Origin of the sequence: Archangium gephyra, from assembly GCF_049060025.1 — a bacterium.
Taxonomy (GTDB): Bacteria; Myxococcota; Myxococcia; order Myxococcales; family Myxococcaceae; genus Archangium; species Archangium gephyra_A.
Window position 1 is genome coordinate 6,917,547 of record NZ_JBMEQQ010000002.1, and the last position, 22,468, is coordinate 6,940,014.

25 protein-coding genes and 2 pseudogenes are annotated in these 22,468 nt (G+C 70.1%); 12 read left to right on the top strand and 15 right to left on the bottom strand.

From position 1 onward, the window contains the following. Positions 1 to 91: 91 nt before the first annotated feature. From ACN28I_RS29990 to ACN28I_RS30025, 8 genes are all read right to left on the bottom strand, one after another. Positions 92 to 874, bottom strand: a complete 783-nt coding sequence (locus tag ACN28I_RS29990) for an IS630 family transposase (RefSeq protein WP_420940705.1) — start codon at positions 872 to 874, stop codon at positions 92 to 94. Between the two features lie 22 nt (positions 875 to 896). After that, positions 897 to 1,166 carry a helix-turn-helix domain-containing protein gene (locus tag ACN28I_RS29995; protein ID WP_420940706.1) on the bottom strand — a complete coding sequence of 90 codons (270 nt, stop codon included), beginning with the start codon at positions 1,164 to 1,166 and terminating at the stop codon, positions 897 to 899. Between the two features lie 354 nt (positions 1,167 to 1,520). Further along, positions 1,521 to 2,222 carry a hypothetical protein gene (locus tag ACN28I_RS30000; protein ID WP_420945346.1) on the bottom strand — a complete coding sequence of 234 codons (702 nt, stop codon included), beginning with the start codon at positions 2,220 to 2,222 and terminating at the stop codon, positions 1,521 to 1,523. Further along, positions 2,164 to 2,859, bottom strand: a complete 696-nt coding sequence (locus ACN28I_RS30005; RefSeq protein ID WP_420945347.1) for a hypothetical protein — start codon at positions 2,857 to 2,859, stop codon at positions 2,164 to 2,166. The genes ACN28I_RS30000 and ACN28I_RS30005 overlap by 59 nt, the downstream gene beginning before the upstream one ends. A 185-nt stretch (positions 2,860 to 3,044) precedes the next feature. Beyond that, on the bottom strand, positions 3,045 to 3,845 hold the full coding sequence (locus ACN28I_RS30010; protein WP_420945348.1) for a hypothetical protein: 801 nt from the start codon (positions 3,843 to 3,845) through the stop codon (positions 3,045 to 3,047). Positions 3,846 to 3,931: 86 nt separating this feature from the next. Further along, positions 3,932 to 4,675, bottom strand: coding sequence for a hypothetical protein (locus ACN28I_RS30015; RefSeq protein WP_420945349.1), 744 nt, complete (start codon positions 4,673 to 4,675; stop codon positions 3,932 to 3,934). 98 nt (positions 4,676 to 4,773) lie between these two features. After that, complete coding sequence (locus ACN28I_RS30020; RefSeq protein ID WP_420945350.1) at positions 4,774 to 6,159, bottom strand: cytochrome P450; 1,386 nt, start codon at positions 6,157 to 6,159, stop codon at positions 4,774 to 4,776. Between the two features lie 89 nt (positions 6,160 to 6,248). Then, positions 6,249 to 6,464, bottom strand: coding sequence for a hypothetical protein (locus ACN28I_RS30025; protein WP_420945351.1), 216 nt, complete (start codon positions 6,462 to 6,464; stop codon positions 6,249 to 6,251). Between the two features lie 127 nt (positions 6,465 to 6,591). Here ACN28I_RS30025 and ACN28I_RS30030 point away from each other — a divergent pair, with 127 nt between their 5' ends. Both ACN28I_RS30030 and ACN28I_RS30035 read left to right on the top strand, forming a co-directional pair. After that, positions 6,592 to 7,386: a DUF4190 domain-containing protein gene (locus ACN28I_RS30030; protein WP_420945352.1), complete on the top strand. Its 795-nt coding sequence runs from the start codon at positions 6,592 to 6,594 to the stop codon at positions 7,384 to 7,386. A gap of 359 nt (positions 7,387 to 7,745) precedes the next feature. After that, positions 7,746 to 8,261 carry a secretin and TonB N-terminal domain-containing protein gene (locus tag ACN28I_RS30035; RefSeq protein WP_420945353.1) on the top strand — a complete coding sequence of 172 codons (516 nt, stop codon included), beginning with the start codon at positions 7,746 to 7,748 and terminating at the stop codon, positions 8,259 to 8,261. On the opposite strand, the gene ACN28I_RS30040 is transcribed toward ACN28I_RS30035, so the two are convergent. From ACN28I_RS30040 to dnaA, 5 genes are all read right to left on the bottom strand, one after another. Beyond that, on the bottom strand, positions 8,230 to 8,883 hold the full coding sequence (locus ACN28I_RS30040; RefSeq protein WP_420945354.1) for a hypothetical protein: 654 nt from the start codon (positions 8,881 to 8,883) through the stop codon (positions 8,230 to 8,232). The two genes, ACN28I_RS30035 and ACN28I_RS30040, sit on opposite strands and share 32 nt — an antisense overlap. Positions 8,884 to 8,919: 36 nt before the next feature. Then, positions 8,920 to 9,759, bottom strand: coding sequence for an alpha/beta hydrolase (locus ACN28I_RS30045; protein WP_420945355.1), 840 nt, complete (start codon positions 9,757 to 9,759; stop codon positions 8,920 to 8,922). A gap of 215 nt (positions 9,760 to 9,974) precedes the next feature. Further along, positions 9,975 to 10,601, bottom strand: a complete 627-nt coding sequence (locus tag ACN28I_RS30050) for an NAD(P)-dependent oxidoreductase (protein ID WP_420945356.1) — start codon at positions 10,599 to 10,601, stop codon at positions 9,975 to 9,977. A 165-nt stretch (positions 10,602 to 10,766) separates the two neighbouring features. Continuing rightward, complete coding sequence (locus ACN28I_RS30055; protein WP_420945357.1) at positions 10,767 to 11,357, bottom strand: hypothetical protein; 591 nt, start codon at positions 11,355 to 11,357, stop codon at positions 10,767 to 10,769. A 113-nt stretch (positions 11,358 to 11,470) separates the two neighbouring features. Continuing rightward, the gene (dnaA, locus tag ACN28I_RS30060) at positions 11,471 to 12,823 is read right to left on the bottom strand and encodes a chromosomal replication initiator protein DnaA (RefSeq protein WP_420945358.1); all 1,353 of its coding nucleotides are present in this window, start codon (positions 12,821 to 12,823) and stop codon (positions 11,471 to 11,473) included. A gap of 370 nt (positions 12,824 to 13,193) precedes the next feature. Between dnaA and rpmH the strand changes: the two genes are divergently transcribed. From rpmH to ACN28I_RS30110, 10 genes and pseudogenes are all read left to right on the top strand, one after another. Further along, a complete protein-coding gene (gene rpmH, locus ACN28I_RS30065; RefSeq protein ID WP_375769294.1) occupies positions 13,194 to 13,346 on the top strand; it encodes a 50S ribosomal protein L34 in 153 nt (50 codons plus the stop codon). A gap of 15 nt (positions 13,347 to 13,361) precedes the next feature. Continuing rightward, positions 13,362 to 13,562 (top strand): annotated as a pseudogene (locus tag ACN28I_RS30070) (ribonuclease P protein component); the annotation flags it as partial. Between the two features lie 4 nt (positions 13,563 to 13,566). Continuing rightward, positions 13,567 to 13,764 carry a hypothetical protein gene (locus tag ACN28I_RS30075; protein WP_420948903.1) on the top strand — a complete coding sequence of 66 codons (198 nt, stop codon included), beginning with the start codon at positions 13,567 to 13,569 and terminating at the stop codon, positions 13,762 to 13,764. Next, a complete protein-coding gene (gene yidD, locus ACN28I_RS30080) occupies positions 13,761 to 13,979 on the top strand; it encodes a membrane protein insertion efficiency factor YidD (protein WP_420948744.1) in 219 nt (72 codons plus the stop codon). Before ACN28I_RS30075 ends, yidD begins: the two co-directional genes overlap by 4 nt. A 16-nt stretch (positions 13,980 to 13,995) precedes the next feature. Continuing rightward, positions 13,996 to 15,834 carry a membrane protein insertase YidC gene (gene yidC, locus ACN28I_RS30085; protein ID WP_420945359.1) on the top strand — a complete coding sequence of 613 codons (1,839 nt, stop codon included), beginning with the start codon at positions 13,996 to 13,998 and terminating at the stop codon, positions 15,832 to 15,834. Beyond that, entirely contained in the window at positions 15,831 to 16,610 is a 780-nt protein-coding gene (locus tag ACN28I_RS30090) for a hypothetical protein (RefSeq protein WP_420945360.1), read from the top strand. The genes yidC and ACN28I_RS30090 overlap by 4 nt, the downstream gene beginning before the upstream one ends. A 36-nt stretch (positions 16,611 to 16,646) precedes the next feature. Beyond that, the gene (locus ACN28I_RS30095; RefSeq protein ID WP_420945361.1) at positions 16,647 to 16,877 is read left to right on the top strand and encodes a hypothetical protein; all 231 of its coding nucleotides are present in this window, start codon (positions 16,647 to 16,649) and stop codon (positions 16,875 to 16,877) included. Between the two features lie 227 nt (positions 16,878 to 17,104). Continuing rightward, entirely contained in the window at positions 17,105 to 18,280 is a 1,176-nt protein-coding gene (locus ACN28I_RS30100) for a hypothetical protein (RefSeq protein ID WP_420945362.1), read from the top strand. A gap of 56 nt (positions 18,281 to 18,336) precedes the next feature. Beyond that, positions 18,337 to 19,803, top strand: coding sequence for a tRNA modification GTPase (locus ACN28I_RS30105; protein WP_420948745.1), 1,467 nt, complete (start codon positions 18,337 to 18,339; stop codon positions 19,801 to 19,803). Between the two features lie 98 nt (positions 19,804 to 19,901). Next, a pseudogene (locus ACN28I_RS30110) lies at positions 19,902 to 20,488 on the top strand (Uma2 family endonuclease). Positions 20,489 to 20,504: 16 nt separating this feature from the next. Here ACN28I_RS30110 and ACN28I_RS30115 read toward each other — a convergent pair. Beyond that, entirely contained in the window at positions 20,505 to 21,590 is a 1,086-nt protein-coding gene (locus ACN28I_RS30115; RefSeq protein ID WP_420945363.1) for a hypothetical protein, read from the bottom strand. Positions 21,591 to 21,909: 319 nt separating this feature from the next. After that, the gene (locus tag ACN28I_RS30120; RefSeq protein WP_420945364.1) at positions 21,910 to 22,389 is read right to left on the bottom strand and encodes a hypothetical protein; all 480 of its coding nucleotides are present in this window, start codon (positions 22,387 to 22,389) and stop codon (positions 21,910 to 21,912) included. Positions 22,390 to 22,468 lie beyond the last annotated feature (79 nt).

Consider the following 22,468-nt stretch of genomic DNA (forward strand, 5'->3'; position numbering starts at 1 on the left):
CTGGAGAAATCGCGTGATTCTGGACGAAAGAGGGGTGGGGTGAGGTGCGCCGGGGGCGCTAGTGGAGTGTCCGACAAGTTTTTCAACATAGTCAGGACAGGTGCCGGTCCACCCACGAACGCATCTTGGCGCGAGTCCAGGACCAGGTGAAGGGGTGGGCGTAGAGGCGGTTGTACTCGGGCCAGCTGGCGTCGAGGTGCTTGATGAGCTCGTCACGGCTGGCCCAGTCCCCTCGTTGCAGGTAGCGCTCGGTGAAAGCGCGAAGCAGCAACTCCGCCTGATTGAGCCAGGAGGCATGAGCTGGAGTGAAAATCACCCGGACGTGCGGGTAGTGGGTGCGAAGGAAGTCGAGCGTCTGCCTGGCGGTGTGACTGGAGCCGTTGTCCCAGATGAGGTGGATGCGCCTGGCGTCGCGATGGTCCCCAAGGAGTTGCGGCAGTACGGCTCGCAAGCAGTCCCCGTTGTTTCTCTCCAGGTCCCAGCTGCGCATGCGGCCGGAGTGCACTACCAGCTTGGCCAGGAGGTTCACCGTACCGTGCCGCTTGTACTCGAACTCCCGGTGCTCGATGAGGCCGGGCTGCATGGACCGCACGGGCTGGTCGCCGTGCAGCACCTGGATGTTGGGCTTCTCGTCCACGCACAACACCACTTCGCCCTTCTGGGCCAACTGCTGCGCTTGCTCATAGCACCACAGCACCTGGGCCGCTTTGTGACGGAAAGTGTCGTCCAGGGTGGGTGTCTTCCAGTAACGCGTGCGGTGCGGCTGCAAGTCAGCGTCGTGCAGGATGAGCGCCACCGTGGAGTGAGAGATGGTGGGCGCAATGCCACGCTGACGTGCCACCAGGGCCAGGCTCCGGGTGGACCAGTGCGTCATCTCCAAACCGACGCCCGCCGGCTCACAACATGCCAACTGCTCCACCTCCACTCGCTGCAGGGGGGGAAAGCTCCCGCGGACGGCCGGAGCGGGGTGCATCCAGCACCACATCGACACCGTATGCTTCGTAGCGACGACACAAGTTCCAAATGGTGGTGCGCTCCAGTTCGAGTCTGTCGGCCAGCTCCGACACGACGATGTCCGGGGCGGTCATGGCCAGCAGGATGCGCGCTCGACGCGCGACGCGCTGCTCGGTACGTCCGTCCTCCACCAGCGTCTTGAGGTAGGCCACTTCCCCAGGCGAAAGGTGGAGGAGATGCGGCGGTCGTCTCCTCATCCACCCAACTTACCCGGTCTCTTCGTCCACCCAACCTACCCGCTGGCCCGATTATGTTGAAAAACTTGTCGGACACTCCACTAGCCCCCCTGGATATGAATTCTGTACCGCGAGGCGCTCCTTTGGAGGGCTCCCTGCTGTCTGGGGCTCAGGCTAAGCCAGGAGGGGTAAGTCCTGTCAGGGGGGGAGGTTCCGGCCGCGATGGGGAGCAACTGGTCCGATGGTCGGACCAGTCGGCACGCCGCGCGGCCGGAAGGCGCCCCGTGCGTGCCCGCAGGAGCACCCCTGACAGAACTTACTTCCACTGGCTTAGGCGGCGTTCTCGCCGCCGGTTCCCTTCTGAAGCGCCTTCAGCCCCTTCCGGTCGAGCCGGATCTTGCTTCCGCCAGGTACCTCGATCGTTGCCTCAGCCGAGGCGCCGAGCAGCGCGGAGGCGAGTTGGTCCGCGGGCTGGAGGGACGCCTCCTTCGGCTTCTCGGGCTCGAACAGGCCGGCGCTGAGGCGTTCGACAAGGACATTGGGGATCTCCGTCCCCTTCTCGTCCTTCCACTCCATTGCCGTCTCGACGAGCCAGCTCGCGCGGTCGAGATCGAGGCTCAGGCGCTTCAAGCGGAACTCCTCAGAGGCGTGCTGCTCAAGCCAGCGGTTGTTCCACCGGATGTAGAACACCGCCGTACTGACCAAGCCAGCCGTTAGAGCCGCCTGCTTGACCCACAGCCAGATCCACGTTGCGACCGGAAAGGACGCTCCAGTGTCCAGGTAGTGGAGGTTTTTCCAGGTCGAGACGACTGCCCCGGCACCGAGAAGCAGCATCAGTACCCAGCAGGTCCACTCGACCGGTCTCCGAAGGTTCTGCGTACCCGCCGTGAGCTTGAACTCCTTGGCACTGGCCTCCAGCTCCTTCTTCTGCTCCTTCCGAATCTGACGCCGCGCGTGCCGGACATCACGGTCGTCAATGTCCGCGAGGCGAGCGTCGAGCCTCCTTCTGCCGATCGTCCAGGGCCCGCTCACGCTCTTCAGTTTGGGCGCGGGCTCGTTCGGCGTTCGCCTGACGTTCAGCTTCCACGCTGGCCCGAAGCGCGCGGTACTCCTCCTCAAGCTGCAGTCGCGTTTCGGATGTAGCCTTGGCGAGATTCTCCGCCAACGAGCGCCCGAGGGCCTCAATGCGCTGCAGTTCCAGCTCGCGGCGCTCAAGGTTCTGCTGCGTCTCCTTGCCCAGGAGGGCCGCCACACCGGCACGGGTATCGACTGCGTGAAGGCGCTTCTTGAGGTGCACGATCAGCCGGTTCACCTCTGTCACGAGGTCCTGTGGCATCCTAAGGTTCTGCAGATTGTCCAGCTGGACAGTGACCTGGTCATGCGCCTGCTGAGGATCTCGACTGATGTTGACCGTGACCATCTGTGCCCGAACGAGGAATTGAACGGTCAGCGAGCGCATGATGTCGCTGTCATCCGCAGGCAGTGCTTTCAGAAGCGTTTCGCAGGATTGTGCGGTCTCCCCCTGCGCTTCCAGGGCGGCACCACTCTGAAACTGGAAGCTAACCGAATGGAGCTTCACCTCTACGTCCTCGGCAAACGCCAGGACGGCGGCAATGACCTTCCGGTCAGGTTGTCGTACGGCAGGGAATACAAAGTTGGTCCAGGACAATGAAGCGCCCTCTCATTCCGTAAGCGGGTGTTGAACTGGGGGGCAGGCAGGCTTCGTCTATCACAGCACCGTCAGTGCATCCGATGATGCGCAACGGCCGACCTCCTGGTGTGCGTGGTGAGCCGCATGTCCCTGACGATCGGGGGCCTCGTCCGCGTCTTCGTCTGGGAATAGGGCCTCTGATGCTAATGCCGCCCCAACTCCCTGTCCCAGGCGTACAACTGCCCGTTCACCGCGTATCTGTCGGCGCTGGAAACATCCTCGAAGTCCTCCGGGGGAAGCACGGAGAGGCGCTCACGCAGGAAGTCCGGGTCACTGAGCACCTCGCGGTGTTTGAGATGGGTGTTCGCCTCCACCACGACAGGCATCACCCGGAGCACGGCCTCCAGGCAGTCCTCTCGGGTCGCGCGAGCCATGCGCTCCACCGTCAGGGCCAGGTGCTCGCGGACCGAGGCCGGGCCTCCGGGGCACCAGGCCTCCAGGGTCTTGCGGTAGATATCCTCCATGAGTTCTTCCAGCGTGTCCTTCCTACCGGGCCAGAACGCGTAGCGAGGGCCCTGGAGCACCTCCCAGAAGCGGAGCACCGAGGCGAGCCGGTGCGCCACGCGCTCCACGCTCCGAGGCGGGGACGGAGACACGGTATAATCGAGTGCCCCCCACGGAGTGCTCAGGCAGAAGGACTCGAAGGTGTCCCTCATGCATGGACGCTCCTCCTTCGGGACGCCTTCATTCAAGCCCATGAAGACGCCGCCGAACATGTGCATCCACCAGCATGTGCGGCCCAAGTCGAACTCGGCCCCCGAGTGCATCACCAGCACCTCGCCGGGCGCAACCTGGCGCATCTGCCGGGGCTGGGGAAAGGCACCGGTCTTCAGGTACTCCCGGGCCCACCAGCGGCCCTCGGCTTCGGCCTTGCGGCGGATGGCGGCGGTGGTGCCGTAGAGCCACGCTGGAAACTCGAGCACCGGGGAGGGTTCCGGGGTCATGGCTTTCGCCCTACCACAGCGGTCAGACGCGCCTCAAGCGCCAGGCACTTCGCGCGCTCCGAGGGCGGCGGGCGCCTCCCGCCCGCTCAGCGGCAGTCCCCAGACAGGTAGACCTGGCCCTGGAAGCCCTTGGGCCGCTCGCCCCCTTCATAGGCAGCCCGGATCGCCTGCTCGGCCAACTCACCGCGCTGTTCTATTTCTTCCCTGGGCAACGCCTCTTCCTTCTGAGCCGCCCGCTCCTTCCAGGAAGCACCGGGTTTCTTGCGCCGGTAGCTCCAGCGGTACAGCGTCACTCCGGGCTCCGGCGTGCGCCAGGACAACTGCCAGAGTGCTCCCCCGTTCTCGAATTCGAGGAAGAGCGACCCCTCGAAGCCGGTGCCTCCCGTGAGCTTCTTGTCAGGCCTGACAACCTCATTGAGCGCCGCCAGGTAGCGCCCCGCCTCTGCTCTCCCTTTCTCGTGTGACTCCTCATTGTCCGGCTTGAGCTCGAACAGGACGAGGGCGTCGGTGTCGGTGATGTCCGGGCGCAAGCGCCTCACGAACTCCGGAAGACGCTCGGGGTCCCCCAACTTCCCCCTCGTCACGATTCTGTAGAGGTCGACGGTGTTGAGGAAGACGGTGTTGAAGGGGTGCTGCACGAGGTAGGCTCTGCCAATGGCCTCATGCGCGGCCTTGCCAAGAAATGCACCCCAGGGCTCCTTGGAGTCCGGCTGACGGCCAGGGAGCGTGGAGGAGGGCGGCTCCGCCTGGGCACCGAGGGCCGCCACGAGCACCAGGAGAAAACCCGCCAGCCTCCAGGTGCTCCTCGTCCTGGTTCCACTGTTCTTCATGTCCAACATGCTCCTCCCGGTGCGGTTGGGGAGGAATACATGAGGGGCTGACAGGCCTCATCCCGATGATACGGGGGAGCGAGGCTTGGCCGGGGGCGTCAGGCGCTGGCGTGGAGGGGCTCGACGAGCATGGGCAGGCCGCCCCTGGGCCGCAGGGTGACGAGCGGCTCGGGCTCCACGGCGTGGCCGGGCACGGCGCGCAGGCGGAAGTGCTGCAGCACCAGGGCGGTGATGAGGGTGGCCTCCATGAGGGCGAAGCTGTTGCCGATGCACAGCCGCTGGCCGCCGCCGAAGGGCAGGTACGCCATGCGGGGGCGGCCCGCGGACTGCTCGGGCGAGAAGCGCTCCGGGTCGAAGCGCTCGGGGTCCGGCCACAGCCGCGGGTTGCGGTGCAGGGCGTACGCGGGGATGACGACGACGATGCGCGGGCTGGCGGGCAACTGCACTCCGGCGAGCACGTCCTCCTTCACCGGCTGGCGGGCGGTGATCCACGCGGGCGGGTACAGGCGCATGGTCTCCTCGAACACCTGGGTGAGGTAGCGGAGCTGGGGAATGTCCTGCGCGGTGGGGGCGCGGCCGCCGAGCACCCGCTCCGCCTCGGCCCGGGCGCGGGCCTCCACCTCGGGGTGCTGGGCGAGCAGGTGCCACATCCAGGAGAGCGCGTTGGCGGTGGTTTCATGGCCGGCGAGGAAGAGCGTCATGGCCTCGTCGCGGAGCTGGGCGTCCGTCATGCGCTCGCCGGTGTCGGCGTCCTGGGCGGCCATGAGGGTGCCGAGCAGGTCATCCCCCTGCGTCTGTCCGGCGCGGCGGCGGGAGATGATGTCGAAGATGACGGAGTCGAGGGTGTCGAGGGCGCGGCGGAAGACGCGGTTGCGCGGGGTGGGGATGAAGTCGGGGGCGTAGAGGCCGAGCGAGAGGATGCGGTGGTTCGTCTCGGCGAGGGCGACGGTGAGGGCCTGGCCGACGCGGTTGGCGGTGCCGCTGACGTCGGTGGAGAAGAGGGCGCGGCCGACGATGCCCATGGTGAGGTGCATCATCTCGGCGGAGACGTCGAGGGGCGTGGAGGGAGAGGGGCGGGCGCGCCAGTGGGCGAGCATCTGCTGGGTGGCCTCGACCATGGAGCCGGCGAGGGCGGCGAGGCGCTCGCGGTGGAAGGCGGGCTGCATGAGGCGGCGCTGGCGCTTCCAGAAGTCGCCCGAGCTGGTGAAGAGGCCGTTGCCGAGCACGGGCCAGGCGTCGCGCACGAGGCCCGCGGGCTTGCCGTACTTGTCGGCGTGGTCGACGAGGACGTGTTTGATGAGCTCGGGGCCGGTGAGGGACAGCAGACTGATGGTGGGCCCCATGCGCAGCCGGACGAAGTCGCCGTACTCCTGGTGGGCGCGCAGGAAGAGCTGGAGCGGGCTGTGGCGCCGCTCCTGGATGCTGCCCCAGAACCAATGACCCCGGGGACCCGGGGCTTCTCCCAGCGTGCGTGCTTCCGGCATGGCGCGTCCCTCTCGTGTGAGGTGGGCCGGTCCCCGAGGGGGAACCGGACGGGGGAGACGCTAGCGGGGGAGCCGGGTGGGACGCACGCTCAGTGCATCGTGGAGGCTTCCGGCTCCTGGTAGACGCCGCCGGAGACGCCGGTGCGGGCCTCGAATTCCTTGCAGCCGCTCATCCCCGTCACCTGCAGCTCGAACTCCTGGAGCTCCGGCTGGGTGCACTGGGCGACTTCGGTGTCATCGGGTTGGGCGTTGTGGCTGTTGAAGAAGCGGCAGCCCTTGCAGTTGCCCCAATTGTGGTCCGCCATGGTGTGTCCCTCGTCCCTGGGTAGTGGCCCTCCCCTTCGAGGGTGGGAGTGGGGAGTGTTGGCAACAAGCGGCGCCTGCCCCGTCCGCCGGGGAAGGGGCGGGCGGCTTCGTGAGAGAGTGGGGCGCATGGTCTCCGCTGATGGCCCGGGCGCCGCCCTTCCCCGCTGTGCCGAGCACCCGGAGGTTCCGGCCGCGGGCATCTGCGGGCGCTGCGGCGGCTTCTTCTGCGAGGGGTGTGCCCGCACGGTGCTCGGCGCCGTGTATTGCACCGCCTGCGCCGCCCTGCCCGAGGTCAACTACCTGGAGACATTCCGGGAGAAGCGGTGGGGCCGGCGGGACACGTGGGCCTGGTTCCTCGGCGTGGGAGGGCTGGTGCTGCTGGGCCCGGCCCTCTCACTGCTGGCCAGCGGGCACCTCGCCGCCGGAGGCTTCCTGCTCGCCTGCTCGGGAGTGGGCGTGGGGAGTTTCCTCGGCCAGCGGTGGGCGCGGCCGGGGCTCCTCGTCCTGCCCCTGCTGATGGGAGTGGCCGGGCTGCTCCAGGGCGAGCCCCTGCTCGTCATCCCCTCCCCCTTCTTCCTGGTCATGGGCGTCTCCATCCACCAGGACCCGAGGCACAAGCTCTTCCACCGGCTGCCCCTCCCGGACGCCGTCCTGCTGCGGCTGTGGAACCGGCACGAGAACAATCCCCTGGCGCTGGTGGGGGTGCAGCTCGGGGTGTACGGGGTTTTCTTCCCGCTCTTCGCCCCGGTGGCGCTGGGGCTCGGCCTGGCCGCGCTGCGGCGGGTGAATCCCGAGGCCCGTCCCCCCATTGGCCGCAAGGGCCAGGCCCTGGCCGCGATGGCGCTGGGCGTGGGCTCGCTCGTGCTGTGGGTGGGATTCCTCTGGCCGCGCCTGCTGGGCGAGCTGTTCGCCGCGGGCTAGGCACCCGGGGGCCGTGGGGGGAGGCCGCACGGCCCCCTCCAGGGTGGAGGCCTGGAGGGGGCGTGGCCCCGAAGCCACGGTGGGAGGCACCCACCGTGTGCGGACCGGCTTGCTGGCGCATCGCTGGGGAGCGCGCGTCAGGGCTGCCGGTTCGGGTGTGTTGCTTCAAAGACCCCGGAGGTGGGGCACCGGCCACAAGGCCCGGGGAGGTGGAGCGGGGACGGGCGGGGACGGGTGGGTCCCACTCGGGAGGTGTCCCACTCCAGGGTCCGTGGAGGACAGAAGACGCGGGAGGGGCGGGAAGCGAGGGGGGCCGCGGCGTTAGACTGGTGCCTTCCCGTTACCGCCGGAGGAGTTCCATGAGGCATGCCCGGGCCGTGTTGCTCGCACTGGCGCTCGCCGCCACGCCCGCCGTGGCGAAGCCGCCGAAGGAGTCCAAGCGCATCTCGTTGGACGTCACCCGCGCCAACGTGCACGACGTGCTGCGGATGCTCGCGGACGTGGGCCGGTTGAACCTGGTGGTGTCCGAGGAGGTGCAGGGCACGGTGACGCTGTCGCTGCGCAACGTGCCGTGGACGGAGGCGCTGGACGTGGTGCTGGCCTCGCGGGGGCTGGGCATGGAGCGGCGGGGCAGCGTGCTGCGGGTGGCGTCGCTGAAGACGCTGCAGGAGGAGGCCGAGTCGCTCGCGCGCCTGAAGAAGGCCAAGGAGGACACGGCGCCGCTGCGCACGTGGCTGATTCCGGTCAACTACGCGCGGGCGTCGGAGATGTTGCCGCACGTGAAGGGCGTGCTGTCGCCCAGGGGCAGCGTGAGCGTGGACGCGCGCACCAACACGCTCATCGTCACGGACGTGGAGGCGCCGAGGCTGCCGTAGGTGGCCCCTCGGGAGGCGCCTCGGAGACGCGGCCGTACCAGCTCAGGGCGAGCAGCACGTCGCCGCGCCAGGTGGCGGAGAGGCCGCGCTCGAAGTCGAGTCCGGCGCGAGCGGTGAGGGCGAGGCCCCAGGGCCCCAGCCGTCCGCGCCCGCCGAGCAGGACGCGCACGGGCAGGCGGGGGCCGCCGGTGCGCAGGAAGGCCTCGAGTCCGGCCTGGGCGCCGAGGAGGGCCTCGAGGCGGGGGCCACCGAGGCTCGCGGTGAGGCCCGCGTGGGGCCCGAGGCCCAGGTCCGCGGGGCCGCGCACCACGCCATAGGTGGTGAGCCCGAGCTGCGCCGAGGCCTGGACGAGCCCCTCGCCCGAGGAGAGCTGCCACTGGCCCGCGCCGCGCAACTCCAGCACGCCGGTGGCGGGCAGGACGAAGAGCTCGCCGCCGAAGGCGACGGGCCGGGAGCCGGGCACGGGAGGACTGGCGAGGAGGAAGCCCAGGCCCACGCCCCGAGGGCCCGCGAGCAGCGACAGGTGCGAGTCATCCACACGGCCGCGCGCGGTGAGGACGGGGGCCTCGGCGGCGGCCACCGGGGCGAGCAGCAGCGTGGTGGTGAAGACGAGGGCTCTCACCGGGCGGTGACCTCCGTGCCGGGCACGAGGCGGATGTCATCGGCGCCGGTGCCCTGTCCGGCGAGCGCGGCGTGGAGGAAGCGCGAGAGGACCTCGGTGATGCGCTCGTGCGCGGTGGCGAGCGGCACGGTGGGAGCGCAGCCGTCCTCCACGTCCCGCCGGTCGCTGGCGGTGAACTGGAAGTGGGTGACGCCCTGGAGGACGGCGAGCACCGAGGGCGCGGGGAGCCGGGAGGCATCTTCCCGGACGCGGGAGAAGCTCGGAGAGACAGTCCAACTCACCGGCGAGCGAGAGCGAGGGAATGGCGAGCGAGGGGAGGCGTCCGGTGTCGGCCGGGTCGGGGTAGCTGGCGAGGAGGGCGAGGGCCGCGAAGCCGCCATCGAGGGCGAGTTTGGCGGACACGACGCCGCCGAGCGAGTGGCCGGCGATGGCGATGCGCTCGGGGTGGACGAGGCCCTCGAGGAGCGAGCCTTCCGGAGGCGAGGTGAGGAGCTCGCGGGCGAAGTGGCCGTTGTCGATGGCGGACAGGGGCAGCTCGAGCGGGTGCGAGGGAAGCGCGACGACGTAGCCGAGGGCGGCGAGGGACTCGGCGAGCCAGAGGTAGTCCTCGGGAGGCACGAGTCCGCCGTGGACGAGGACGAGCGCGGGGAGCGGGCCGCCGCCGGTGGGCCGGGCGGGGCGGCCCTCGGAGTCCGAGGGGAAGAGGACGCGCACGTCGACGAGGTCGGTGTGGCGGGCGCGGACCTGGAAGAGGGCCTCGGAGACGGGGGAGGGCCCGGAGCGCAGCAGCCTGCCGGAAGTGGGCGCGGGGAGGGCGCAACCGGACAGGGCGAGCCCGAGGGACAACAGGAGGAGGGACAGCGGGGCCGGCTTCATACGAGGGGCTCGCGGAGGCTCACGGGGGGGGCACTGTGTAAGGCCCGGGCCCGGGGTTCGCCAGGGCGAGTGGCAACCCGGGGCGCGCGATACCCTCACCCCGACCCTCTCCCGGAGGGCGAGGGGAGGGAGGTGGAGAGCCTTCCGGCCGCGAAGGGCGCGAACTGGTCCGATTGTTGGACCAGTTGGAGACGCGCGCGCCCGGGAGCCGGGGCTCAGTCGCCGACGATGCCGACGCGGACGCGGTGGTGCTCGCTGCCGAGCGCGGCCTTGAGGGTGAAGTCGGCCACGTCCTCGGCGTAGACCTGACGGCCGCCGGTGGGCAGGGACTCGACGGCGGTGCGGTACTTGCCCGTCTTCACGCCACTGGGCATGACGGGGGGGCACACCACCACCCAGTCCAGCTCGCTCTCCTGCAGCACCTGGAGCGCGCCCCGGTGGTCCTCGAAGGCATGGCGCAGGAAGGGAGGCAGGCCGTGCTCTCCGGTGAGCCCCCCCGCCGGGTGCGGGAGCAGTCCCGCGGCGCCCACCGTGACGAGCCGCTGGAGACCCTCGGCCTTCATGGCGGTGACGATGGCGCGCGTGGCCTGCGTCACCACGGTGACGGCATGGGTCGCGTCCCGAGCGCCGATGGCACTCACCACCACCTCGGCGCCGCGGAGGGCATCGGCGACGGTGGTGCCGTCTTCCAGACTGCCCTTCTTCACGAAGAGCCGCCCGTGCTTCAGCCCCAGCCGCTTCGGGTCGCGCACATACGCCGTCACCTCGTGCCCCTGCCCCAGCGCCTCGTGCACCAGCGTGTGCCCGACGCGCCCCGTCGCTCCGAAGACCGTCAACCGCATGGGTGTTGCTCCTCCGTGCCCCGTCCCGTGTACATGGGCCGGGCCCGTCAGGCCCCGGCTCGGACGAGCGAGGCTCCCGGTGTATAGCGCCCCTGGTACCGGGTTGTCCGCAAGCTGTTCACGTCACGAGGCGTCCAGAGCCGGCGGGTGGATCGTGGGTTCCCTCTACCGGGACTCCCTGTGCGGGGCCTGGACCAGGCGCTCGACGGCGGCCGTCAGCTTCTGCATCTCCTGCTGCAAGCCCCGGATGGACTGGCCGTGCTCGCGCATGTGCTCCTCGTGCCGCTCGAGCGTGTGTTCCACGGCGCGCAGACGCGTCTCGTGCTGGTCGAGCCGCGTGGAGAGCTGGGTCCGGAGCGAGTTCAGCTCCAGGTGCATGGCCTCGAGCATCTCCTTCTGGGAGCGTTCGATTCTTCCCACGAGCCAGACCTTCTGGTTCTGGCCTTCCTCGCGCAGACCCTCCAGGGCAGCGGCCAGCTTCCGGTCTCGCAGCTTGCTGTCGGCGGCCTCCTGGTCCACCTTGGACGCCAGCTCCTTGAGCTGCTGCTCCGTGCGCTTCTGCCCGCCCTCCAGCGATTGCAGGCGCTGGTCCATGCGATCCAGGCGCTGGTCCATGCGATCCAGGCGCTGGTCCATGCGATCCAGGCGCTGCTCCAACCGCTGCTGGCCCTGCTCCATCAAAGCCAGGATGCGCTGCTCGCCCGGCGTGAGGGACTGCTCGCCCATCCCCATGGGCACCGGCGTGGACCGTTCCATCGACACACTCCTCCTGTGGTGACTTCCCGAGTAGGTTGACCCATGAGGTCACCTCCCGTCAAGTCACCGCTCAGGTCAGGTGTCTGGATGCCCGCCTTCCGGGGCAGCGCCACTCACTCGCCGGTCAGCTTCGCTTCCAGCTCGTCCAGCTCGCGCTTCACCGACGCGTCCGTCTCGCGCTGCTTCTCCACCTTGCGCACCGCGGAAATCACCGTCGAGTGGTCCTTGTTGAACCGCGCGGCGATCTCCGGGAACGAGCCCTTCGTCAGCTTGCGGCTCAGGTACATGGCCACCTGGCGCGCGTGGGCCAGCGCCTTGTGCCGCCGGTCCTCCTTCAGCGCCTCCACCGGCACCTTGTAGTACCGCGCCACTTCCTTCTGGATGCTCTCCACGTCCACCACCTGCCGGGAGGGCAGCACGTCCTTGAGCACGTGCGAGGCGAAGTCCACCGTCACCGGGTGCCTCGACAGCGAGTGGATGGCGCTCACCTTCACCAGCGCCCCCTCCAGCTCCCGCACGTTCTTCTGGAAGGCCCGCGCGATGAAGTGCGCCACCTCGTCCGGCAGATCCAACCCCTCCATCACCGCCTTCTTCTGGAGGATGGCCACCCGCGTCTCGAAGCTCGGCTCCTGGATGTCGGTAATCAGCCCCATGCTGAAGCGGCTGCGCAGCCGCTCCTCCAGCCCGGGCACCTCCCCCGGCACCATGTCGCTCGTCAGGATGATGGCCTTGCCCTGCTCGTGCAGCGTGTTGAACGTGTGGAAGAACTCCCGCTGCGTCTCCTCCTTGCGCCCGAGGAACTGCACGTCGTCGATCATCAGGACGTCGCACTCCTCGCGGAACTTCCGGCGGAACTCCGGCATCCGCTGCTCGCGCACGCTCTCGATGTACTCGTTGGTGAACTGCTCGCTCGACAGGTACACCACCCGCTGCGTCGGATCCCTGTCCCAGATCTTGTTCCCGATGGCGTGCAGCAGGTGCGTCTTGCCCAGCCCGGTGCCGCCATAGATGTAGAGCGGGTTGTAGGCCCGGCCCGGGGTGTCGGCCACCGCCTGGGCCGCCGCGGCCGCGAGCTGGTTGCTATCGGCCACCACGAAGTTCTGGAAGGTGAAGCGGGCGTTGAGCCGGGGCGGCCGGGCCCCGTCGGACTTGACCGCCTGTGCGGGTTTGAGCTCCGGCGGAGGCGCCAGGCCCGGCACGACCTCGTAGGCCACCCGGGTGGGCGAATCCGTCACCTTGGCCAGCGTCGACTCGAGCAGCCCCCGGTAATGGTCGTCCACCCAGTCCTGGTAGAAGCGGTCCGGCACGGCCAGCACGAGCGCGTCGTCGCGCACGTCCAGGGCCTGCATCTTGCCCAGCCAGTTCAGGGCGTACTCCTTCCCGTCCTGCGTGAGGCGGTCCAGCAGCCTCGCCCAGAGATTCTCGGCACTTGGCTGTGGGGGCAGGGGGCGGGCGAGCGCGGTCACGATGGCCTCCGGAACCCCGGCGAGACCGCCGGGGAGGGGGCCGACCGTGCTAACAGGCCCCCCCTGGGCGATCAAGTTTGCGGCCCCAACCCCTGACATTCCGCTGCCCTACACCCGCTCGTCCGATCTCAGCCGCTTGGGTGGAATCCCACCCCCCTCCCACCGGTTGTGGTGCGAGCCCTCCCACCCCCACCCCGCTTCACCCCGGGTGTGGGGTGCAAAGGGCCCCGGACCCCCAGGTCCGGACAGCCCGGAGTGATCCGACGTTGACTTGGGTGGGAGATCGGGTTACGAGCGCCGCCTTCCTCAGTCTCGTGGATAAGGGCGCCCGCATCATCGGCGGGTGTCTCGTCGTCCCAGGAGTCCAGCCGTGTCCAAGCGCACCTATCAACCCTCCAAGATCCGGCGCAACCGCACCCACGGTTTCCGCAAGCGCAACTCCACCAAGGGCGGTCAGGACGTGCTCAAGAGCCGTCGCGCCAAGGGCCGTAAGCGCCTGGTGGTTGCGTCCTACAAGAAGTAGCCCCGGGACGCTCGCGTGAAGGCCGAGGGCCAGGCGCCACCTCGCGACGAGCGCTTTCCCAAGGCCTTGCGCCTGCTCACCCGGCGCGAGTTCCTCGAGGTCCAGGACAAGGGTCAGAAGCTTCCCTCTGACTGCCTCCTGGGGCTCGCCCGGCCCAACGCCCGGCCCTACAGCCGCGTGGGCCTGACCGTCTCCAGCAAGGTGGGCAATGCCGTGGAGCGTGCCCGCCTGCGAAGGCTCCTCCGGGAAGCTCTTCCGCAAGCGTCACGGGCAATGGCCCCCCGGGGTGGACGTCGTCCTGGTCGTGCGCCAGTCCGCCAAGGAGGCGTCGTTCTCGGACCTCTCCCGCGCCTTCGATGGAGTCACCCGCAAGCTGCAGAGGCTGTTTCCCTCCGGCCCCCGGGAGTCCACCCGATGAGCCCCCTCGCCTGGCTGCTCGCGCTGCCCATCCGCTTCTACAAGCGGTTCCTCTCGCCGTTGCTTCCCCCGGCCTGCCGCTTCCACCCCTCCTGTTCCTCGTACGCCCTTCAGGCCCTCCACAAGCACGGAGCCCTGCGCGGCGTCCGCCTCATCGTCTGGCGCCTCCTGCGCTGCCAGCCCTTCCATCCGGGCGGCTTCGACCCGGTGCCCTGACCGCCCCACCCCTTCTATGAACGATCTGGATCCGCTCTCGCCCAACTCGGCTGACTCCCAGCGGCGACTGATGGTGGCGCTCGCGCTCGCCATGGCGCTCACCTTCGCCTACACCTACTTCTTCGCCCCGCAGGGGCCGCCGCCCGGAGCCGGGGTGGCGGACGCGGGGCAGGTGGTGGCCGGCACGGACGCCGGCACGGCCGCCCCCACCCCCGGTACGGGGACGGCCGGGACGCCGCCGCCCGCGGGCACCCCGGGCCCGGAGGCCGCCGTGGCCGACGCCGCGCCGGCCCCGCCCGTGCGCACGTTGGACTTCCAGCGCGAGTCGGCCCACTACTCCTTCTCCACCCAGGGCGCGGGCCTCGTCTCGGCGCCGCTGCAGGGCCCGAAGATGCGCGAGCAGGGGGAGGTCTCCATCGCCGAGGGCTACAAGCTGCTCTTCGGCGGGGACGTGCCGCCTCCGCCGCAGATGAACCTGGCGCAGCCGGTGGCGGGCCAGCCCCTGCCCCTGGCCGTCTCCATCACGGGCCCCTCGCCCCTGCCGGCCGACGCGCGCTACGCCGTGGCCGAGACGGCCAACCCGGAGACGGGCGCCACCTTCACCGCGCGCCAGGGGCCGTGGGAGGTCACCAAGACGCTCCAGTGGCCCCGGGAGGGCTTCGAGCTGCTCTACACCCTCCAGGTGAAGAACACCTCGGCGCAGCCGGCCACCGGCGAGCTGCAGCTCCACTTCAACCGCGCCATCGACCCGAACAACGAGCACGCCCCGTCCTTCTTCGGCGGCGTGGGCAACCTCAGCTACGCCTCGTGCCGCGTGGGTGAGGAGGAGCACAAGCTGGCCCCCGAGCAGAGCCTGCCGGACGCGGACGAGTCGCGCGGCCCGGTGCACTACTTCGGCATCGACCAGCAGTACTTCCTCTCCGCGCTCTACCCGCTGGGCGGCCCCCTGCCGGGCCGCTGCGACTTCGTGGCCACCACCACCGCGCGCGCCGTCACCGCCAGCTTCCCCCTCACCGCCGCTCCCGGCGAGACGGTGACGCTGCGCTTCGGCGGCTACTTCGGGCCCAAGGACGATGACCTGCTCGCCGCCGTGCCCGGCCCCGCCGTGCGCGAGGCCGCCGGCGCCGCCGCCGCCTACAACCCGGAGCTGACCCGCACCATCGACTACGGCATGTGGGCCGTCATCGCCAAGCTGCTGGTGAGCATCATGAAGTTCTTCCACGGCCTGATGGGCAACTGGGGCGTGGCCATCATCCTGCTCACCGTGCTGGTGAAGACCATCCTCCTGCCCCTCACCCACCGCTCCATGGTGAGCATGGAGGCCATGAAGAAGCTCCAGCCCCGCGTCGAGGAGCTGCGCAAGAAGTACGGGGACGACCGCGAGCGCCTGAACATGGAGACGATGAAGGTCTATCAGGAGGCCAAGGTGAACCCGCTCGGCGGCTGCCTCCCGATGCTCATCCAGATGCCGGTGTGGATCGCCCTCTTCACCGCCCTGCGCAACAGCTACGACCTCTACCAGGAGCCCTTCTTCGGCCCGGTGTGGCGCGACCTCACCTACAAGGACCCGACCTACATCCTGCCGCTCGCGCTGGGCATCAGCATGATCATCACCCAGCGGCTCCAGCCGCAGATGGGTGACCCGACCCAGGCCAAAATCATGACCTGGTTCGTCCCCATCCTCTTCACGCTGACGCTGCTCAACTACCCGGCCGGTCTGGCGCTCTACATCTTCACCAACAACATCCTCTCCATCGCCCAGCAGTACGGCCTGAGGAAGTGGCTGGAGCGGCGCGAGGGTGGTGGCGGAGGCGGACTGCCGGCGACGGCCACCGCGGGAGGCAAGCGCAAGTGAGCGACGTGCAGGCACCCGAGTCCACTCCGGCGCCCGGCGGCGGCGCCGACATCCGCCCCCGCGTGGAGCGGCTGCTCACCGACATCCTCGGGCTGATGGGCTTCCCCGCCCGGCTCGACTTCAAGGACGCCAGCGATGGCAGCCTCTCCGTCGCCCTGCACTTCCAGGGCGAGCTGCCTCCGGGCGTGGAGCAGGGCAAGCGCAGCCAGATGGTGGACTCGCTGCAGTTCCTCCTCAACAAGATGCTCCACCGCCCGGGCAACGAGCGGCGCTTCCTCCTGGTGGGCGTCGGCGTCCACCCGGAGCCCCGCGGTGAGCGGTTGAAGCGCGAGCAGGCCGCCGCCCAGGCCGCGCCCGCGCCCCAGGCCGCCGCGCCCGCGCCCCAGCCGCCTCCTCCCGCGCCCGCCCCCCGGCAGCCCAAGCCCGCCCGGGGCCAGCCCGCCCCGCAGCAGGCCAAGGCTCCCGCCGCCTCCGCCCGGGGTTCCGACTCGGATGAGCGCTCCCTGGAGGTGGCCAAGGATGCCGCCCTGCGCGAGGTGGCTCGCAAGCTCGCCGAGAAGTCGGCCTCCCTGGGCCGCTTCTATGCCCTCGTTACAGTGAAGCAAGATGACCGCGCGCGCGTCCTGAAAGCAGTAGAGGGTGTGCCGGGGGTGAAGGTCTCTTGCGAGGGCGAGGGCCGCAACCGGCGCGTGGTGTTCACTCCGGAGAAGCCTGCCCCGATCCCCAAGCGGAGCATGCTGCCGGACGACGATGACGAGGATGACCTCGAGGGCTGAGCCGCCCTGCGAGGCCCACCGACGAAAGGGCATTCCATGGGAAAGGCCAAGTCGCTCAAGGACAAGCTATACGGCGCGGCCGTGATGAAGATGAGCTTCCGGCTGCGCGGGGACGAGGAGTCCCCCGCCTTCAAGTTCGTCTACCCCGGCGTACTTCGCGATCTCGAGCTGGAGGACGCCGCGGTCGAGAAGTACATCGAGGAGAACCGCGAGACGGTGGAACGCGCCGCCCGCGGTTCCACTCCGGTGCAGGGCCCGCGCGGCTGATGCCCCGGAGGGCTAGTCTTCCGGGGCGATGTCCCACGGGAGTGGGTCTCTGTCGGCCGGTGGGCTCGGCCCCCGCGAGGGCGCCGCTGGTGGACGTTCGGAGCGTCCGCTGGCGGGGCCCCGCCTCTTGCTGGCTGGACGCGGAGGGAGGGCGCACGTAGTTCCTGGAGGCTTCCCGCCGGAAGGTTCCGGTGGGCCGTGCCCCTCGGGCACAGGAGGGCCTCTCCATGCGGCGCTCGGTCGTTCTCCCCATGTGCATCCTGCTCGTCTCCGCCTCCGGTTGTGGGGGAGGCAAGGGCGACCCCGGACCCAAGGGGGACCCCGGACCCATGGGCGAGTCCCTCCCCGGTCCCCCCGGCGAGCCCGGTCCCAAGGGAGACCCCGGCCCCATGGGGCCCCCCGGCAACTTCGCCCGCATCCGCGTCGTGCCCCCGGGCGACACCCCCCTCATCGGCGGCGAGAACCTGCGCAACGCCCTCCAGTCCATCACCAAGGTCTCCGCCGAGGAGCCCTGGCTCCTCTTCGTCGAGCCCGGGGTGTACGACCTCGGCCCCCAGGGGTTGCAGCTCCGGCCCTACATCCACCTCCAGGGCTCCGGGCAGCAGCTCACCACCGTGCGCTCGCGCGCCCCGGGCCCCACCCTGGTGGCCGCGGACCATACCGAGCTGCGCTCGCTCACCGTGGAGCACCTGGGCGGCTCCGGGGAGGCCGTGGCCCTCTCCAACCCCTCGCCCCTGTTCCGCGCCCGCGACGTGGTGGCCGTGGCCCGCGAGGGCTCGACGCGCACCGTCGCCCTCCTGTCCTCCGCCGGCCCCGGCCCCGGAGGCCTCGAGCGCGTCCAGGCCAGTGCCTCCTCCTCCCGCGGGGAGACCGTGGGCTTCTCGTGCGAGGGCTGCTCCGTGAAGGTGTCCGGCTCCACGTTCCTCGCCCAGGGCGGGGACCGGGCCACCGGCGTCTCCGTGCAAGCCGGCACCGTGGAGCTGTGGGACTCCTCCGCCTCCGCCCAGGGCGGCACCGCGGCCATCGGGGTCGACGCCCAGGCTTCCCGGCTGGCGCTCGTGCGCGCCGAGGTTTCGGGCTCCGAGGGCGGGGTGTCCCTGGGCATGCGGCTGGCCTCCACCCCCGCCTCCGTCCGGGACAGCACCCTCTCGGGTCTGGGCTCCTCGGGGCACCAGGCTCGCGCGCTGGAGGTGCTGCGCTCCGATGCCGCTCCCCAGCTCGTGGACGTGCAGCGCTCCACCCTCTCGGGCTCCACCCAGACCGTCCGCAGCGCCGAGGGCTACACCATCCGCATCGCCGCCTCCCAACTCCGTGGTGGCAAGGCCGATGGCAATGGCATCGTGTCCTTCAACGGTTGCTACGACGAGAACTTCAATCCCCCTGTCTCACCCTCGGGCCGGTAGCGCCCGCATGTGCTCCCCGCGCGGGGGGCGGGTGAGGCTCCCATGACGTCCCCCTCATCAGCTCCCCTCCCGCTACCCTCGCCGCGCTCGCCACCGCTCCCGCCGCCGGTGCCGTCGGTATTCTCCGCCTCTCCGGCCCCGCGGCCCTCGAGGTGGGCCGCCTGCTCGCCCCCGGTGTGCCCGCTTCGCCGACTCCGCGGCATGCCTATCTGGCCTCCTTCGTCGATGGTTCCGGCTCCGTGCTCGATGAGGGGTTGTTCCTGTTCTTCCGCGCGCCCCATTCGTTCACCGGGGAGGATGTCGTCGAGCTCCAGGCCCATGGGAGTCCCCGTCTCCTCCGCATGTTGCTCGCCCGCGCCCTGGAGCACCCCGCCGTCCGCCCCGCCGGGCCCGGGGAGTTCACCCGCCGCGCCTTCCTTCATGGCCGCATGGATCTCACCCGCGCCGAGGCGGTGGCCGACCTCGTCGCCGCGGACTCGGAGGCCGCTGTGCGGGCTGCGGCCGCGGGGCTCGCTGGGGCGTTGGCTGCTCGAGTGCGGGCGCTGGAGGAGCCGCTGCGCTCGCTCCATGCCGACCTCGAGGGCGTGCTGAACTTTCCCGAGGAGGCCGAGGGCGCCGATGAGGGCGCTCACGCCCGTGTCTCCGCGCTGCGGGCTTCCGCGGATTCGTTGCTCGCCGAGGTGGGTCGTGGACGGCTCGTGCGCCGCGGGGCTCGGGTGGCCCTGTATGGGCCCGTGAATGCGGGCAAGTCCACCCTGTTCAACCGGCTCCTCGGGGAGGCGCGTGCACTCGTCGATGAGGAGCCGGGCACGACTCGTGATGTCCTGGAGGCCCGCGTCGAGTGGGACGGGCTCGGTGTGGTGCTGCTCGATACCGCCGGGCTTCGTGAGGCTCCTGGCAGGGTGGAGGCGCTGGGCATTGCTCGCACTCGCGAGGTGCTCGGTTCCGTCGACCTCGCCGTGCTCGTGCTCCCTCCCGAGGTCAGTGAGGGTGAGGCTCAGCGGTGGCTCCGTGACGCGGGCGCTACTCCTGTTCTCCTCGTGGCTGGCAAGTGTGATGTCAGGGGGGCTCGGGACGGTGCTGACCCTCACCCTGACCCTCTCCCAGAGGGAGAGGGAATTGACTCGGGCTCAACCCGGGATGCGGGCACCCTCACCCCGTCCCTCTCCCGGGGGGAGAGGGGAAATGTCCGTGGGTCTGGGGACTTCGTGGCTGGTTCGGCCTTGGCTGTCAGTGGGCTCACGGGTGAGGGTGTTGAGGGGCTTCGTTCCGCGATGCTCTCTCGCTTGTGGGGTGGCGGTGCTCCCTCCGCCGTCGCCCTCGTCTCCGAACGTCACGCCGATGCCCTCCGGCGCACCGCCGAGGCCCTCTCCCGCGCCGAGTCCGCCTGCCGCTTCTCCACCCTCGAGGTCGTCTCCGGGGAGGTCGGCCTCGCTCTCGAGTCCCTCGGCGAAGTGTCCGGTACCTCCGCTTCCGAGGCCCTCCTCGACGCCATCTTCCAGCGCTTCTGTATCGGCAAGTAGACACCTGCCCCGCCGCCGGGCGCATGTCAGACCCCTCCCTAGACTGCTTCCCCTGCCCGGCCCACTCACCAGGGCCGCAGGAGGACAGGGTGATTCCGATGTGCAACAGCCAGGCTGCGTACTCGGCTCTCGAGGCGCTGCCGATGGGATGGGTTGGGGAGATCGTGGACGAGGAGCTGGTGGCTTCGCCTCGGCCGGCGCCTGGTCAGGCCCGCGCCGCCTTCATGTTGGGTGTGGAACTCGGTGAAAGGCTCGACCCGCGCCGCGGTGGGTCCGGCCGGTGGTGCTTCCTGCGCGCTCCCGAGCTCCCGGCTCGGCCGCGATGTGCTCGTCCCGGACCTCGCCGGTTGGCGCCGCGACCGGCTCACCGAGGCTCCCACGCCCGATGAGCCCTTCCTCACGCTCGCGCCGGATTGGATTTGCGAGGTCCTCACGCCCTCCACCGCCGCGCTCGACCGCACCCGCAAGCTCCCCGCCTACGCTCGCGCCGGTGTTTCTCACGTGTGGCTCATCGATCCCGCCGCCCACACGCTCGAGCTCTTCCAGCGCGTCAAGCGCGGCTGGCTCCTCGTCGACTCCTACGAGGGCGAGGCCATCGTCCGCGCCGAGCCCTTCTCCTCGCTCCCGCTCGAGCTTCTCCTCGCTGTGGATGCCCACCGAGAGCTTCCTGGAGCTGGTGCGCTGAGCCGTCCCGAGGCGCCTCAGCTCGCCGCCCGGAGCCGGGGCGCCTCTCCCGCGGCCTGCCGCCGTGCCGCCACCGGCACTCGGGGCCGCTCGCCCGCCGCGCGCAGCAGCCGCCTCACCGCCCGCAGCATCAGGTCCGTGTCCAGCGGCGCCGCCAGGAAGCCGCGCGCTCCCAGTGCCTGCGCCCTCACCACGTCCAGCTCCGGCACCTTGCCCGCCACCAGCAACTGCGCCACCGGCCTGCGCCTCATCGCCTCCAGCGACGGCAACGGCGCGAGCACCACCGCCCGCTCGTCCGCCGCCAGCACCTGCTCCGTGCTCGCCACGCTCGCCCGGAAACCCGCCTCCCCCAATACCCGCACCAGCCCCGCCGCCGCCGCCGCGCCCCACCCGTAGATGAGCACCGCGCCCGCCGGGGGCTCCGCCTGCTCCGGCAGCTCCAGCAGCCCCGCCAGCTCCTCCACGTCCAGCGGCTCCAGCAGCGGGATGTCCAGCGTCTCGCGCTCGGGATTCAGGTCCGGCAGGAGGATGCCGCGCGCCTCGTCGAAGCGGCCCCCCTCCGTCAGCGCCGCCATGCAGCCCGGGTTGAGCGGCAGGTCCACGTCCGCCTCGGGCAGCGTGATGGACTCCACCTCCGCCCGCCTCGGCGCCGCCGCCGCTCCGTCCTGGTAGAGCCGCTCGATGGCCCGGCCAATCGCCGCGTCCGTCGCCAGCCACGGCACCACCCGCGCCTTGCGCGCCACGCCGCGCACCGCGTCCAGCGACTGCGGGCTCGCCGGCGCGGCAATCGCCACCACCAGCACCATGTCCCGAGGGCCCTCCTGCCGCAGCGGCACCACCCGGTGCATCTCCGCCAGCCGCCTCGGCACCAGCTCCGCCAGCTCCAGGTTCAGCCGCTCGGCGTCCAGGTCCATCGCCGGCACGCCCGTCTGGTGCGCCAGCGCCTCCAGCACCTGGTTCGCCGTGCAGAAGCGCAGGTCCACCACCACCTGCCCCAGCGGCACGCCCCTTTTGCGCTGGTAGGCCAGGGCCGACTGCAACCGCGGCCCATCCATCACTCCCAGCTCCACCAGGATTTCGCCCAGCCGCTTCTTCGTCTGCATTGGCCGCTCCCCCATGCGTGCGCGGCTCTCTAGAACATTTCCTCCCGGGCTGTCTTGTCTGTTCGCGTCACGAGCTTGCGTCCCGGCGCGATTTCCTGTCTGTCTTCAGGGGCTGTCTGGTTATCCAGGGCGTGCGACAGGTTCCTCGTGTCCGGTGGCCGACGGCGGCGGAGGCGGCTCACCGGCGTCGCCCGTTCTTCGACCCGTGGCCCGCGGTGGGGTGCAGGGGTTCAACCCAGGGGGCGTGGCACCCTCACCCCGTCCCTCTCCCGGAGGGCGAGGGGATATGGGCGCGGTGGTCAGTCATCGAAGGACGCGCTCAGTAGTCGTAGCGCGTGTTGGGATCCAGGTCGCCGTAGAAGGAGTAGGCGACCTTGCCATTGTCGACCCAGCCCTTGAAGTACTCGTACCCGAGCCCCACCGGCGCCACGTAGACGGAACCCTTGCACCCGGCGCACGTGGGATTGCCATTCTTGTACACGTCCCACTCGCCCTGGATTTCGTCCACGTCGGACGAGGTGGTGCGCACCAGCTTGAGCTCGAAGGTGTCCGTCTTCGTCTTGAGCTGCAGGTTGCCGAAGCTCTGGAGCGTGCCCTCCTGCCAGCTCAACGTCGCCCGGCTGTAGCCCACCGTGTGGCTGGTGCCCTGCTGCAGGGCGTAATCGTACTCGTGGAACATGGACACCGCCGAGGAGCGCACGTTGTGCACCGGCAGCAGGTTGCTCCAGGCCAGGACGGGAACGGCCACCGTCAGGGCCGCCAGTCCGTTGAAGACAGACTTCGGCATGTTGCTCAGCATGGCTTCTCCTTGTGAGACGAGGGCCGGCAGGCTCCCCTGCCGGCCACCATGCTGTGTGTCTTTACCTGGGTCAAGCAAA

Bases quoted from the DNA above. Each gene is read 5' to 3' on its own strand.
- ACN28I_RS30010 (WP_420945348.1), bottom strand. From the start codon at position 3,845: ATGACCCCGGAACCCTCCCCGGTGCTCGAGTTTCCAGCGTGGCTCTAC.
- ACN28I_RS30025 (WP_420945351.1), bottom strand. From the start codon at position 6,464: ATGGCGGACCACAATTGGGGCAACTGCAAGGGCTGCCGCTTCTTCAAC.
- ACN28I_RS30035 (WP_420945353.1), top strand. From the start codon at position 7,746: ATGAGGCATGCCCGGGCCGTGTTGCTCGCACTGGCGCTCGCCGCCACG.
- ACN28I_RS30095 (WP_420945361.1), top strand. From the start codon at position 16,647: ATGGGAAAGGCCAAGTCGCTCAAGGACAAGCTATACGGCGCGGCCGTG.
- ACN28I_RS30020 (WP_420945350.1), bottom strand. From the start codon at position 6,159: ATGCCGGAAGCACGCACGCTGGGAGAAGCCCCGGGTCCCCGGGGTCAT.
- ACN28I_RS30120 (WP_420945364.1), bottom strand. From the start codon at position 22,389: ATGCTGAGCAACATGCCGAAGTCTGTCTTCAACGGACTGGCGGCCCTG.
- ACN28I_RS30100 (WP_420945362.1), top strand. From the start codon at position 17,105: ATGCGGCGCTCGGTCGTTCTCCCCATGTGCATCCTGCTCGTCTCCGCC.
- ACN28I_RS30015 (WP_420945349.1), bottom strand. From the start codon at position 4,675: ATGAAGAACAGTGGAACCAGGACGAGGAGCACCTGGAGGCTGGCGGGT.
- ACN28I_RS30055 (WP_420945357.1), bottom strand. From the start codon at position 11,357: ATGGAACGGTCCACGCCGGTGCCCATGGGGATGGGCGAGCAGTCCCTC.
- yidD (WP_420948744.1), top strand. From the start codon at position 13,761: ATGAGCCCCCTCGCCTGGCTGCTCGCGCTGCCCATCCGCTTCTACAAG.
- yidC (WP_420945359.1), top strand. From the start codon at position 13,996: ATGAACGATCTGGATCCGCTCTCGCCCAACTCGGCTGACTCCCAGCGG.
- ACN28I_RS29990 (WP_420940705.1), bottom strand. From the start codon at position 874: ATGACGCACTGGTCCACCCGGAGCCTGGCCCTGGTGGCACGTCAGCGT.
- ACN28I_RS30030 (WP_420945352.1), top strand. From the start codon at position 6,592: ATGGTCTCCGCTGATGGCCCGGGCGCCGCCCTTCCCCGCTGTGCCGAG.
- ACN28I_RS30045 (WP_420945355.1), bottom strand. From the start codon at position 9,759: ATGAAGCCGGCCCCGCTGTCCCTCCTCCTGTTGTCCCTCGGGCTCGCC.
- ACN28I_RS30115 (WP_420945363.1), bottom strand. From the start codon at position 21,590: ATGCAGACGAAGAAGCGGCTGGGCGAAATCCTGGTGGAGCTGGGAGTG.
- ACN28I_RS30050 (WP_420945356.1), bottom strand. From the start codon at position 10,601: ATGCGGTTGACGGTCTTCGGAGCGACGGGGCGCGTCGGGCACACGCTG.